The sequence below is a fragment of the Mycobacteroides sp. H003 genome, from assembly GCF_001440135.1.
GTDB lineage: Bacteria > Actinomycetota > Actinomycetes > Mycobacteriales > Mycobacteriaceae > Mycobacterium > Mycobacterium gwanakae.
On sequence record NZ_LJYL01000010.1, the window covers coordinates 229312 to 243054 of the forward strand.

The following is a 13743-nucleotide window of genomic DNA, read 5'->3' on the forward strand; positions in this document are numbered from 1 at the left end:
CTCACCTGCGCCCCACCGTCCTCGCACGGCGTAAATCCAGGATGCCGGGCGCGACCGCATCGGTGGACATGCGGGCTTGTTTCTCGCGCAAGTCTGACAAATCGACACGACCGGTGGTGTAACCGGTGGCATCGAAACGCCGACCGCGGCGTGCTTCGGCCGCCACCGCATTGACCGGAGGATCGTCATACGCACGGCCGCCCGGGTGCGATACGTGGTACGTACAGCCGCCGCGAGACAGGGCGTTAGCGGTGTCGATGAGCTCGAATCGCAGCGGGTCATCGACGGTGATGCTCGGGTGCAGAGCGCTGGGCGGCTGCCAGGCCCGATAACGGACTCCGGCCACCTGCACATCCGGGTTTGCCGTCGAGAGCAGCGGGATGGGCTGACCGTTGCAGGTGATGACGTACCGGGATCGGTCGGCGCCGATGACCCGCACCTGCACGCGTTCGATGGAGGAATCGACGTAGCGCGCGGTGCCTCCTGCGGTCGCCTCCTCCCCCAGCACCCGCCACGGTTCGATGGCCCCGCGCAGTTCGACCTCGATACCGTCGAACACCGCGGTGCCGATCCGTGGGAACCGGAACTCGGTGAAAGGATCGAGCCAGCTGGTCTCGAAACCGATGCCGTGCGCGCGCAGATCGGCGGCAACCTGAGCGATGTCGTGAATGATGAAGTGTGGCAACAAGTAACGGCCATGAAGATTTGCACCGTGTCGTATCAGCGGCGCCCGTAGGGGTTGTTCCCAGAACTTGGCGACCAGCGCGCGCACCAACAGAGACTGGACCATCGCCATCTGGAAATGCGGAGGCATCTCGAATCCCCGCAGCTCCAACAGGCCCAGACGCCCGCGCGCACTGTCGGGGCTGTACAGCTTGTCGATGCAGAACTCCGCACGGTGGGTGTTCCCGGTGATGTCGGTGAGCAGGTGCCGCAGCGCCCTGTCCACATGCCACGGCGCGGCGTCCGCAGCACGGTCGGGGCCGGGCGATGTCGTCAATCTCTCGATCTCCGCGAAGGCGATCTCCAACTCGTACAACGCCTCTTCGCGCCCCTCGTCGACACGTGGGGCCTGCGAGGTGGTGCCGACGAATCGTCCCGAGAACAGATACGACAACGCGGGGTGATGCTGCCAGTAGGTCAGCAGCGAGACCAGTAGATCGGGCCGCCGCAACAACGGCGACGTCGCCGGGGTCCGGCCCCCCAACGTGATGTGGTTACCCCCTCCGGTCCCGGTGTGGGTGCCGTCGGTGTCGAACGATTCGGTGGTCAGCCGGGCTTTCCGTGCCTCCTCGTACAACACCTCGAGCTGGCGGGACTGCTCGGCGAAGCTGCCGGTGGGTGTCACGTTGACCTCGATGACACCCGGGTCGGGAGTCACGCTCATGGCTTCGAGCCGAGGGTCCGGCGGCGGGCCATACCCTTCGATCACCAGTGGGCAGGTGGCTGCCGCCTCGACGCGGGCGATGAGATCTACGAAATCGTCGAGGCTCTCCAGGGGCGGCAGGAACAGGTACAGCAGCCCGTCGCGGATCTCGGCAACCATGGCTGTGGTGGGTACACCGTCCGCGGGCACGACGGCCGCGGATCCGGATCGCTGCGTATCGAGTTCGGCTGCAGCGCTGAGCGGATCCGCCTCGGCCGGGTGTGGGGCCGGCTTCCAGGAGACGGCGGCCAGTGGGAGCCGCAGACCTGCCGGAGACCGTCCTTCCGTCAGCACGATCCGGCCGCGACGCAGTTGCCAGTCGGCGCTTTCCCAGCCGCTGCCGTCCTCCCCGCGGTGCAGGGGCAGCAGATGCGCGGCCGGCCGGGTCACCTGTTCGTCCAGGCCTGCCAGCAGCTCCGAACGCCGATCTTCCGAATCTTCCTGCGGCGCTATGTCATCGGCCGTTGATACCGGATCTCCGGCCGGGCGCCGAACCGATGCGGCCAGTCGGGTCAGCGGATCCTCGTATGCCGCGCGCACCTGACTCTCGGGCAGCCCAAGATCGCCGGCCAGCGCGATCAACAACGCACGGTCAGCACCGTCCGGCCTGGACCATTCCCGGTCCTCGGCCCACGGGTCCGCCAGCAGATCGGGGTCAGACCACAGCGGCTGGCCGTCGCGGCGCCAGTACAAGCCGATCTGCCATCGCGGCAACGGTTCACCCGGGTACCACTTCCCCTGACTGCGCTGCACCAAACCGGTTGGCGCCCAGAGCGATTTCAGGCGGGCAGTCAGATCGGAGGCACGGACCCGCTTCTGGGGTCCGTCGGCCGCGGTGTTCCATTCCTCGGCAACCTGGTCATCGACCGAGACGAAGGTCGGCTCGCCGCCCATCGTCAACCCCACCCCAGCGCTATCAAGCCGGACATCGATCTCCGCACCCAGCGCGGTGACCGCCTCCCACGCCGATGCCGTGTAGGGCAGCGTGACTCGGGGGTCCTCATGCACGCGAGTGACCGTGTTGGAGAAATCGAGCGTGGACTCGCACACGTCGGTGGCGCCGGAGATTGCGGCCGATGTCGACGGATGCGGTGTCGCCGAGAGCGGAATGTGCCCTTCCCCCGCGAGCAGCCCCGATGTGGGGTCCAGACCGACCCACCCCGCGCCGGGGATGTAGACCTCAGCCCAGGCGTGCAGATCGGTGAAGTCGGCCACCGGACCGGAAGGCCCGTCGATTGCGGCGATATCCGACGTCAGCTGGACCAGGTACCCGGACACGAAGCGAGCGGCAAGACCCTTCTGCCGCAGAATCGAGACCAGCAACCAGGCAGTGTCACGGCAGGAACCGATACCCACCGCCAGGGTGGTGTCGGGGCTCTGGACCCCGGGCTCCAAGCGCACGGCGTAGCCGACATCCGAGCACAGCGCCTGATTGATGGTGACGAGGTAGTCGATGATGCGTGTGTCGGGTGCCATCGTGAAATTGGCCACCCACGCGCGGGCCAGCTCACCGGGCCCCGAGCCGGGAATCGATTCGTCCACCGGCTTGAGATAAGGCTCGAGATCGGCGGCCAACGCGGGCGGGTAGGCGAAACCGATGTGTTCGGCCCACTCCTCGATGAAGAAGTCGAACGGATTGACCGACTTCAGGTCGGCGATGAGCCCCACGGTGATCGACAATCGACGGGTCCGGTTCGGAAAGACCACGCGGGCAAGGAAATTCCCGAAGGCATCCTGTTGCCAGTTGATGAAGTGATCATCGGGGGCGATACGCAAGGAGTACGCCTCGATCGGTGTCCTGGTATGCGGCGCGGGGCGCAATCGAATCTCGTGCGGATGCACCTGCACGAGTCTGTCGAATGCGTAGCTGGTCCGATGCTCCAGCGCCACCTTGATGCCCATCGGCTGATCCCACCATAACCTGGCCTCACCCGCATGGCCTGCGAATCGGCACACAACCAACCCGCAGGCCCGCAGAGGCCGCGCAGACGCTCTACCGGTAGCTCATCGGCGACCGCTCTCGGCTAGTGACGTCGCAGTTCAAAGATCGGAATCGCCCGGTCGGTCTTCTCCTGATAGTCGGCGAACACGGGAACCTGCTCAACAACCTTCGGGTACAGCGCATCGCGCTCGCTGAGTGAAAGCTCATGGGCTACCACGTCGTAACTGTCAGTTCCGATGTCGATATGCGCATGCGGATGTACCCGCAGGTTATGCACCCATGCGGGGTCCTTGTCCGCACCGCCGAAGGAACCGACGATGTAGATCTTGCCGTCGATATCGAAGTAGGCCAGCGGATTCAGACGCTCCTTTCCGCTCTTCGCACCGGTGTTGGTCAGCAGCAGGATCGGAACGCCGGCGAATTGACCACCGACCTGTCCACCGTTGGCGCGGAATTCCTGAGTTACGCCGTCATTGAATTCGTTGATCACCGCGGCGGGCTGCTCATTGAAGGGTGTGTCATCAGTCACCTCACCAGAGTGCCACCGCTGCGCCGGGTTCTCAGGTTGCACTGTCAGGATGACTGGATGACGGTGGCCGCCTCCCGGGAACGACGCTGGCTCGGCTCGACCGAGGTCTTGGTGGTGGCTCTGATCCTGATGGCCCTGGCTGCCAGCCGGTTACGCGGGATCGTCGACGCCAACGAGAAGCTGGCCACCGCCGGAACGGTGTTCTGTGGGGTGTTCGTCCAGGCCGTCCCCTTCCTTGCACTCGGCGTGATCGTGAGCGGGCTCGTCGCGACGTTCGTCACCCCGGAACGTCTGGCGCGCTGGCTGCCGAACCGGTCCGTTGCCGCGGTGGCGGTGGCGGGAGTCAGTGGCGCCGCGCTGCCCGGCTGCGAATGCGGATCGGTGCCGGTGGCACGCCGGCTCTACGGGGCGGGATCGGTGGGTGCCGCCGCACTGACCTTCATGTTGTCGGCGCCGGCGATCAACCCGGTAGTACTGGTCGCTACCGCGGTCGCGTTCCCGGGCCAGCCGAAGATGGTGCTGGCGCGTGCGGTGGCCTCACTGCTCACCGCGATAATCATGGGGATGGTGTGGTCGCGGTGGGGGCGGGACAGCTGGGTCACCCGCAAGCTGCCCACGGCCCACGCCGGATCCGGCTCCCGCTGGACGACATTCACCGAGGCAGCCCGCCACGACTTTCTGCAGGCGGCCTCGTACCTGGCGATCGGGGCGGTGGCCGCGGCGGCCTTGCACGTGCTGGTACCGGCCTGGGTTTTCGAGCATCTGGCGGGCAACCTTGTCGTCGGTGTGGTGACCATGGCGCTGCTGGCCGTGGTGCTGGCGTTGTGCTCGGAAGCCGACGCCTTCGTCGCCGCCAGCATCACGATGATGCCGCTGATCCCGCGCTTGGTGTTCCTCGTGGTCGGACCGGCTGTCGATGTGAAGCTGATCGCGATGCAGTCGGGGATGTTCGGGCGCGCGTTCGCCGCTCGGTTCGCACCGGTGACATTCGTGGTGGCCACCGCCGTCGCGACAGCCGTCGGACTGGCTGTGCTGGGAACCTCATGAGGCGCGATACGGAGAACACCCTGCTGATCCTGTTGGGGGTCAGTGTGGCCATGATCGCGGTGACCGGAACCTTTACGCGCTACGTCAAACCCGGGCTGCTGCCGTGGCTCGCCTGTTCGGCGGTCATCGTGATCGGACTAGGTCTGGCCGCGATCATCCGCGATGTGCGCCGCGGCCACACCGAGCATGACCACAACCACGAGGGTCACGGAGACCACAGCCACAAGCACGGCGCCACATGGTTTCTGGTGTTACCAATCGTCCTGCTGATCTTCATCGTGCCGCCGGCCCTGAGCGCTCGATCAATCGCGCCGGCCAACATCTCCGCCTCGGCCAACACGCCCCGGCGAGCATTTCCCCCACTGCCACCCGGCGACGCACCGTCGGTGCCGCTGCCAGAGATTCTGATGCGCATCGCCGCAGGGTCCTCGGACACGTTGAGCGGACGCACAATCACTGTTACTGGCTTCACCTTCAAGGACGGTGAACGCACCGACCTGGCCAAGATAGTCATCGTCTGTTGTGCCGCCGACGCCCAGTTGGCCCGGCTGCACATGACGGGACCCGCTGCCGCATCGGCATCGGCGCTTCCCGAGAACACCTGGATCTCGGTGACCGGCACCGTACCCGGCGGACAGAGCTATCGCGGCCCGTCGTCGATTCCGGCTATCGAGGTCGCAGGCATCACCCGCACCGACCCGCCCAAGAGCACCTACTGAACGGAGTCACGTTGCGGTACAAGGCATACCTGTTCGATGTGCAGGGCACGCTGCTGGACTTCTTTGAGCCGGTGTCGCACGCGGTTGCCGAGTACGACCCCGACATCGACGCCGCCGCCTTCACCCGTGCCTGGCGCGCTGACTATTTCGACCGCGTCGCCAACCTGGCACAGTCGGTCGATGGCTGGACGCGGGTACAGGATCTGTACGCACACGGCTTTGCCGATGTCTGTGAGAGCTTCGGGCTGCGGCGCCCCGACTCTGCGACTGCCGAGGTAGTCGCATCGGGCTGGCAGCGCCTCGTTCCCTGGCCGGACGTACCCATCGGACTGTCTGGTCTGCGTTCGCAGACCGTTATCGCCACGTTGTCCAACACCGACATGGCCACCATGGTCAATCTGTTCAAACGCCTGGGCATTTCGTGGGATGCGGTGCTCACCGCAGAGGTATTCGGCAGCTTCAAACCGGACCCGATGGTCTACCGGCGCGCGCTCCGTTACCTCGGGGTGGAGCCCCACGAGGCCGCGATGGTGGCCGCGCATCCGTACGACCTGCGTGCCGCACAAGAGAACGGCATGGGTACCGTCTTCGTCTCGCGGCCTTACGAGTACGGAGATCCCGCGCTGGCTCACGACGACCCCGACCGGGAATTCGATCAGCGGGTCACCGATATCGGCGCTATCGCCTAGCGCAATCGGCGCGGCCGCACCAGCAGGACCAGCACCCCGGCCAGGACGATGCCGAAGAGGTTGACCGCCAGTTGCAGCGCGGACAGTCCCGCGATCTCCCATTCCCCCACGGTCGCCGCCACCACAGCGAAACCCGCGGCGGGCACGGTGGTCACCGAGATGAAGACACCCACCAGCGCGGCCGATTTCGCGGACATCAGCGAGAGCATGCCGGCCGCGCCCGCCAACAACGCGACCACCAATGAGAACGGCCCCACCTGGAAGATGAAGTCGACCTGCTGCAGTTCACGCACGCTCTTCAAGGTCACCCACCCTGCACCCTCGGCGGCCAGCGCCCCGGCGGCAGTCACCGCCATCGCCACCGGGAATCCCACCACCAACGCCAGCAGCGACCGGCGGGCAAGCGACCATTTCCGCCGCACAATCGAAACCGCCAGCGCGGCAAGCGGACCGAACTCCGGCCCGACAACCATGGCACCGACGATGGTGACCGGCGAATCGGTGACCACACCGACCGCGGCAATCAGGCAGGCCAGACACAAGAAGGCCAGAAAGGTCAGGTTGAGGGCGGATTCCTCGCGGGTGCGCCCAATCAGCTCGTCCCAGATGACTGCGTCGGCGGGGTCGCCTTCGGCGTCGTCCTCGGCCTCGTAGGCGGTCTGCGAGATCACCGTATCGAGCACTTCGGCGGTGATCGATCCCCGCTTGTCGATATCGATCGCCTTGAGCCCGTTGAGTACGTCGTTGGCCGTCTCACGAGCCACGTCAGCGGTGATCACGTCACCCGCCGGGCTGATCGCCGCCTCGGTCACCCGCACGATGTGCGCGACTCCCGCTGTGGTGGCGAGGAACTCCACCACCTGGTCGGAGAGATCGGCGGGTGCGATGACCCGAACGTGCAGCACGTGGGTTACGCGTCCGGCTTAGCCAGTTTGTCCGCCTTCTCGGGCTTGGCGTCGATGCCCGATTCCTTGCGCTGGGCCGCCGTGATCGGCGCCGGAGCATCCGTGAGCGGATCGACACCGCCACCGGACTTCGGGAAGGCGATGACTTCCCGGATCGACGGTGTACCCGCCAGCAACGCGGTCACCCGGTCCCACCCGAAGGCGATGCCGCCATGCGGGGGTGCACCGAAGGCGAAGGCGTCCAGCAGGAAGCCGAACTTGTCCTGCGCCTCTTCATTGCTGATGCCCATCACCTTGAACACGCGTTCCTGCACGTCGCGGCGATGGATACGAATCGATCCGCCGCCGATTTCGTGTCCGTTGCACACGATGTCGTAGGCGTAGGCGAGGGCTGTTCCCGGATCGGTGTCGAAGGTGTTCTCCGACTCCGGCTTCGGTGAGGTGAAGGCGTGGTGTACGGCGGTCCAGGCGCCCGAACCGACAGCCACATCACCGGCCGCTGTCGCCTCGTCGGCTGGCTCGAAAAGTGGGGCGTCGACCACCCAGGTAAATGCCCAGGCGTCCGGGTCGATCAATCCGAGACGCTGCGCGACCTCGCCACGCACCGAGCCCAACAACGCGCGCGAGGACTTGACCCCGCCGGCAGAGAAGAAGATGCAGTCGCCGGGTTTGGCGCCGACGTGGGCCGCTAATCCGTCGCGTTCGGCGTCGGTCAAGTTCTTGGCGACGGGACCGCCGAGGGTGCCGTCCTCCCCCACCAGCACGTAGGCCAGACCCTTATGCCCGCGCTGCTTGGCGAACTCTTGCCAGCCGTCCAGGGTGCGGCGCGGTTGATCTGCGCCGCCGGGCATCACCACCGCACCCACATAGGGCGCCTGGAATACCCGGAAGCTGGTGTCGGAGAAGTACTCCGTGCATTCCACCAGCTCCAGTCCGAATCGCAGATCCGGCTTGTCGCTGCCATAGCGGCGCATTGCTTCGGCGTACGTGATGCGGGCGATCGGGGTCGGCACGTGATAGCCGATCAGATCCCACAGCGCGACCAGAATCTCCTCCGCCAGGGTGATGATGTCGTCCTGGTCCACGAAGCTCATCTCGATATCGAGCTGAGTGAACTCGGGCTGACGGTCCGCCCGGAAGTCCTCATCCCGGTAACAGCGCGCGATCTGGTAGTACCGCTCCATACCCGCGACCATCAGCAACTGCTTGAACAACTGTGGGCTCTGCGGCAGCGCGTAGAAACTACCCGGCTGCAGACGCGCCGGCACCAGGAAATCGCGCGCACCCTCAGGCGTCGACCGCGTCAGCGTCGGGGTTTCCACCTCCACGAAATCATGGCGTGCCAGCACGCTTCGTGCCGAAGCGTTTGCCTTGGAGCGCAACCTGATTGCGTTACCCGGCCCCTCGCGGCGCAGATCCAGGTAGCGATACTTCAGGCGTGCCTCTTCACCTGCGGTCTCGTCCAGCTGGAACGGCAGCGGCGCACTTTCGTTGAGCACGATCAGTTCGGCGGCGTTGACCTCGATCTGGCCGGTCGGAATCTCGGCGTTGGCGTTGCCCTCTGGCCGGACCTCGACCACACCGGTGACCTCGACACAGAATTCGGCGCGCAAACGATGCGCCTGTTCGAGCACCGCGTCGTCACGGAACACCACCTGAGATACGCCGGAGGCATCACGCAGGTCAATGAAGATGACGCCGCCGTGGTCGCGCCGTCGAGCCACCCAACCGGCAAGCGTCACACGCTGCCCGGCGTCCGACTCCCGCAACGTCCCCGCGTCGTGAGTGCGCAGCACAAAAGATCCCTTCGACAGTGCTTGTTCTACAAGAGGTCAGTATTAGACGTTTGAGCCTAGCGGCCCGCGTTCGTTGCCCTGTCGGGTGCGCCGTGTCGAGGCTCAGTGCACCTGGGCCCAGGCGATCCGGCGCACCGAGTCGGGATCTTCGATGGTGACGTCGGAGCGAGACCGGATGATTCGGGTGCGTCTGCCGTCCGCGCCGTAGAGCGGCCAGTCGTCGGGGCTGCCCCCGGTGGCGAAATCCAGCCACGCTCGCTGCATGCGGCGCCCGACCGAGGGCATCATCCGTGCGCCCAGTGGGCTCAGCAGCATCCCGACGAACGAACCGTAGCTGTGGTGGACATGCACGATCTCGCTGCCGTGGGTGGCCCCGAGACCCAGGAGCCGGAGGCCCCATGCCGTGTGGTCGAACCTGTACATGTAAGTGTCGACAAAGGCGCTGTAGGCATCGGCGAAAGCCCACATGGGCGCGGCGAACATGGCATCGGAGCCCACCGCCACCAGCGCCGAACGGCTCGGGTACTGCGGGTACGCGGCAATGATCGCGTCTTGATACTCCGGGCCTATCCGATTGAAGTAACCGTTGACGGTCGGCTCGGTGGTGGGCAGCATCGGCGGTTTTACGCGCGCGAACATCGACGCCTCGTGGCTGTTTGACCCGATGATGAGCGGCACCTGATGCACCTCGCCGCGTCGCGCAGCCTCAACAGGGTGATGCGGCAGCAGATCGGTGCCGTGCGTCAGCCCGTAGCCCAGGACAGGAGTCTCGGTCGCGCTCTCGATCTGCAGCTTGGCCGCACCGCGGCGCAGCTCCCGTTGCGGCAAGACCTTGAGCCGACTGGGATCGGTCACATCGAGCAGTTCGAGATACCGATGTGCACGCCGGTCCCGCAGCGCCTTGTCGGCAATCAGCGGCAATGCCGGGCTCTGCGCGATGGCACGCCCGAACAGACCCCCTGCTGCCGGGGTCGCCAGCAGTGCCAGCACCGACGTCGCCCCGGCCGACTCGCCGAAGATCGTGACGCGGTCAGGGTCACCGCCGAACGCCGCGATGTTGTCACGCACCCACGTCAGCGCCGCGATTTGATCACGCAGCGCCAGGTTGTCGTCGAAACCTTCACCCAGGGCACTGAGTTCCAGCCCGCCCAGGGCTCCGATCCGGTAGGTGACGTTGACGACCACGACGTTGCCGTTGGCCGCGAGCCGCGCACCGCTGTAGAGCTCCAGCTGTCCGGCGCCGAAAACGAAGGCTCCCCCCGGAATCCACACCATGACGGGCAGGTTTGCGTGGATGTCCGGTGACCAGACCGTGACCGTCAGGCAGTCTTCGCCGCGAACCTTGGGGTCGTCCCGGCCTGCGCCCACGAACGATTTTCCTTGCGGAGGTAATGGCGCGTGCTCGATGGCGTCACGTACGCCGTCCCAGGGTTCCAAGGGGACAGGTGCCAGGAACCTGAGCTGCTCGACCGGCTGACGCGCGTACGGCACCCCGCGCCAGACCGAAACACCGCCTTCGGTGGTTCCGCGCAGGTCCCCCAACGGCGTGCGCACGACGGTCGGCAGGGCGACGTCAACGGCCACGCATCGAATCGTAATGCGGAAGAGCGCTCCAGAGCCGATAGGCCCCGCCGGAAAGTCCCGGACCCGACATGAACTCTTCGCCATGTAGCGGTACGTGCGTCTGTGGAGTATGCAAAGGTATCGGCAGCCGGCAGCAGTCAATAGCTGAGTGGCAGAGCTACGACACGGGAGTGACAGACCAATGACCTTCAACGAAGGCATGCAGATCGACACCAGCACCACCTCGGGTGGCGGCATGGGGCGCGGCCCCAAGATGGCCATCGGCGGCGGCGTCGGCGGGTTGCTGATCGCGGTGGTGGTGTTGCTGCTCGGCGGCGACCCGAGCCAGGTTCTGCAACAACAAGGCCAGCAGCAGGCAGGCCCCGCGCAGGAACAGACGCAGGACTTCAGCCACTGCAAGACCGGCGCCGACGCGAACAAGTCGTTGGACTGCCGCATCATCGCCACCGGGAACTCGGTGGATGCCGTGTGGACGCAGATCCTCGGACCCAAGTACCCGCGGCCGGGCGTGAAGCTGTTCAGCGGTCAGGTGAACACCGGATGCGGCGCCGCCTCCACGGAGGTCGGCCCCTTCTACTGCCCCGCCGACCAAACCGCGTACTTCGATACCAGCTTTTTCCAGGTGCTGGTGGACCAGTTCGGATCCAGTGGTGGCCCGTTGGCCCAGGAGTACGTGGTGGCGCACGAGTTCGGGCATCACGTACAGAACTTGTTCGGCGTGCTGGGTAAGAACCACCGTTGTGCCGAGGGGCAAGCAGGTGGCGGCGTGTGCACCGAGCTGCAGGCCGACTGCTACGCCGGCGTCTGGGCAAAGCATGCCTCGACCACCGTCCAGGAAGGCAGCGGCGTTCCGTTCCTGAAACCCTTGACGGAGCAAGACATTCGGGATGCATTGTCGGCAGCGTCCTCCGTGGGCGATGACCGGATCCAGAAGCGGGCCACGGGGCGGGTCAACCCCGAGGCGTGGTCGCACGGCTCATCCGAGCAGCGTCAGCGGTGGTTTACCCAGGGGTACAACACCGGCGACTTCCGCACCTGCGACACCTTCAACGCCGACAACCTGAACTAGGCCCGGCGCCCGGCGATCAGAACAGTGTGGGCTCCAACGCGGGCGTCAATTTAACTGGCCTCGTAGGGGTTTCCTCACGATGCGACGCCAGCCCGTGCTTACTCACCAATGGCCCCACACGCTCACGCAGCCACGCCCGGTACTGGGCGGGTACGTACGCGCCCTTGCGGTACAGCTCCCGGTATCGACCGACGAGCTCGGGGTGCGCTTGCGATACCCATGACATGAACCAGCCGCGTGTCGTCCCGCGCAAGTGCAGAGGAAACACGGTGACACCGGAGGCACCGGCATCGGCGATGCGGCCCAATAGGTCGTCGAGATGCTCCACCGTGTCGGTGAGGAACGGAAGCACCGGCGCCACCATCACGTGCGGTTCAAACCCGGCCTCACGCGCCGCGGCGATCAGCGACAGCCTCGCCTGCGGTGTCGCCACCCCCGGTTCAACCGCCTGGTGCAACGTCTCGTCGCCGATGGCCAGCGATATTCCCAGACTCACCGGGACCTGCTGGGCAGCCTCGGCAAGCAGCGGCAGATCCCGGCGCAACAGGGTGCCCTTGGTGAGGATCGACACCGGAGTTCCCGAATCTGCCAGCGCTGCAATAACTCCCGGCATCAACCCATAGCGCCCCTCGGCCCGTTGATAGGGATCGGTGTTGGTACCCAGTGCGACCGTCTCACGATTCCAGGACTTGCGCCCCAGTTCCTTCCTGAGCACCGGCACCAGATTGGTCTTCACGACGATCTGACTGTCAAAGTCAGCACCGCTGTCAAACTCCAGATATTCGTGGGTCGGACGCGCGAAACAGTAGCGGCAGGCATGCGCGCATCCACGAAACGCGTTGACAGTAAACCGAAACGGCAGCATCGATACCGCGGGCACCTTGTTAAGCGCGGACTTACACAACACCTCATGAAAGGTGATGCCCTCGAACTCGGGCGTACGGACGCTGCGCACCAAGCCAATACGTTCCAAGCCAGGGAGTGCACCGTCGTCGGCCGCCAGCGTCTGACCGTCCCACCGCATACCTCTATGCGAACATATGTTCGATGCCCCTGTCAATCCCCCGTCCGTGTCGGAACACTAACTCGAGTTGGAAAGTGCTAGGCGAACGAATCGTCATAGGCGGCAGTGAGAGCACCACCAGCATCACCGGTGTTAACGACCCCCGTAGGCTCGATTAACACTGCGTGCACTTCGCCGTGAGCGCGGGGGCGGTGTTCCACGCCACGAGGGACCACGAACAACTGGCCGGGGCCAACGGTGACATCCCGATCCCGTAACTGGATGGTCAATTCGCCTGTGATCACCAAGAACAACTCATCGGTCTCGTCGTGCTTGTGCCACACAAACTCCCCGCTTAGCTTCACGACTTTGACCTCGTAGTCGTTGAGCCGAGCCACCACCTTCGGCGACCATAGCTCGGAAAACAGCGCCAACTTCTCACCAAGATCCACTACCCCACCGGACATACTCCGATGGTGCCTTCCTCACAAAACGCGGTCAACCCCGCCAAGACCTAAGACATCAAGCCCCTCAGCCAGTGTCGGAACACAAAACTAGGCTGGGTTTCATGAAGCAGCAGTTGCACTTCGTCACCATTGCCGCAACGGATCTGGATGCGACCCGACGTTTCTATGGCGCGTTGGAGTGGACTCCACTGCTCGACGTGGAGGGCGAAATTATCTTCTACCAGTCAGCACCCGGGCAGCTGCTGGGCTTTTTCCTGGCAGACAAGTTCAACGAGGATCTCGCCGCAACCGGTGACCATTCGCGAGTCTCCGGGATCACCCTGGCCCACAACGTCGATTCTGCCGAGGACGTCACCGCGCTCTCCGGCATCATGGCGGCCGCCGGCGGCACGGTTCTCAAACCGCCGCAGCCTGGGCAATTCGGCGGGGTGTTCCACGCCCACATTCAGGACCCCAACGGGCTGATCTGGGAAATCGCCCATAACCCCGGCTGGCGGATCGGCCCGGACGGCACCGTTCACCTTGGGGGCTGAGTGCCCAGATGCACTCCAGATGGTGCCCTGGTTG

12 protein-coding genes are annotated in these 13743 nt (G+C 65.2%); 5 read left to right on the forward strand and 7 right to left on the reverse strand.

The genetic code is table 11. The features are described 5' to 3' along the window. Position 1: 1 nt before the first annotated feature. Both AOT87_RS07000 and AOT87_RS07005 read right to left on the reverse strand, forming a co-directional pair. On the reverse strand, positions 2–3328 hold the full coding sequence (locus tag AOT87_RS07000) for a transglutaminase family protein (RefSeq protein WP_057967944.1): 3327 nt from the start codon (positions 3326–3328) through the stop codon (positions 2–4). A gap of 122 nt (positions 3329–3450) precedes the next feature. Continuing rightward, a complete protein-coding gene (locus tag AOT87_RS07005) occupies positions 3451–3897 on the reverse strand; it encodes a nitroreductase family deazaflavin-dependent oxidoreductase (RefSeq protein ID WP_057967943.1) in 447 nt (148 codons plus the stop codon). 57 nt (positions 3898–3954) lie between these two features. On the opposite strand from AOT87_RS07005, the gene AOT87_RS07010 reads away from it, so the two are divergent. Genes AOT87_RS07010 through AOT87_RS07020 form a run of 3 tightly spaced genes read left to right on the forward strand, consistent with a single transcriptional unit; the run spans position 3955 to position 6352 of the window. Continuing rightward, positions 3955–4944 (forward strand): permease, encoded by a 990-nt coding sequence (locus tag AOT87_RS07010; protein ID WP_057967990.1) that lies wholly within the window; start codon positions 3955–3957, stop codon positions 4942–4944. After that, the gene (locus AOT87_RS07015; protein ID WP_057967942.1) at positions 4941–5663 is read left to right on the forward strand and encodes a TIGR03943 family protein; all 723 of its coding nucleotides are present in this window, start codon (positions 4941–4943) and stop codon (positions 5661–5663) included. Before AOT87_RS07010 ends, AOT87_RS07015 begins: the two co-directional genes overlap by 4 nt. An 11-nt stretch (positions 5664–5674) precedes the next feature. Then, positions 5675–6352, forward strand: coding sequence for a haloacid dehalogenase type II (locus tag AOT87_RS07020; RefSeq protein WP_057967941.1), 678 nt, complete (start codon positions 5675–5677; stop codon positions 6350–6352). Here the strand turns inward: AOT87_RS07020 and AOT87_RS07025 are convergent. From AOT87_RS07025 to AOT87_RS07035, 3 genes are all read right to left on the reverse strand, one after another. Further along, entirely contained in the window at positions 6349–7257 is a 909-nt protein-coding gene (locus tag AOT87_RS07025; RefSeq protein WP_057967940.1) for a DUF389 domain-containing protein, read from the reverse strand. The two genes, AOT87_RS07020 and AOT87_RS07025, sit on opposite strands and share 4 nt — an antisense overlap. A 5-nt stretch (positions 7258–7262) precedes the next feature. Next, a complete protein-coding gene (gene aspS / locus AOT87_RS07030; RefSeq protein ID WP_057967939.1) occupies positions 7263–9053 on the reverse strand; it encodes an aspartate--tRNA ligase in 1791 nt (596 codons plus the stop codon). Between the two features lie 102 nt (positions 9054–9155). After that, positions 9156–10652, reverse strand: a complete 1497-nt coding sequence (locus AOT87_RS07035; RefSeq protein WP_232785668.1) for a carboxylesterase family protein — start codon at positions 10650–10652, stop codon at positions 9156–9158. Positions 10653–10818: 166 nt separating this feature from the next. Between AOT87_RS07035 and AOT87_RS07040 the strand changes: the two genes are divergently transcribed. Next, positions 10819–11706 (forward strand): neutral zinc metallopeptidase, encoded by an 888-nt coding sequence (locus AOT87_RS07040; protein WP_046253938.1) that lies wholly within the window; start codon positions 10819–10821, stop codon positions 11704–11706. 16 nt (positions 11707–11722) lie between these two features. On the opposite strand, the gene AOT87_RS07045 is transcribed toward AOT87_RS07040, so the two are convergent. Further along, the gene (locus AOT87_RS07045) at positions 11723–12730 is read right to left on the reverse strand and encodes an Rv2578c family radical SAM protein (protein WP_057967938.1); all 1008 of its coding nucleotides are present in this window, start codon (positions 12728–12730) and stop codon (positions 11723–11725) included. 77 nt (positions 12731–12807) lie between these two features. Next, on the reverse strand, positions 12808–13176 hold the full coding sequence (locus tag AOT87_RS07050; RefSeq protein WP_057967937.1) for a cupin domain-containing protein: 369 nt from the start codon (positions 13174–13176) through the stop codon (positions 12808–12810). Positions 13177–13277: 101 nt separating this feature from the next. On the opposite strand from AOT87_RS07050, the gene AOT87_RS07055 reads away from it, so the two are divergent. Further along, positions 13278–13709, forward strand: a complete 432-nt coding sequence (locus AOT87_RS07055) for a VOC family protein (protein ID WP_057967936.1) — start codon at positions 13278–13280, stop codon at positions 13707–13709. Positions 13710–13743: the final 34 nt, after the last annotated feature.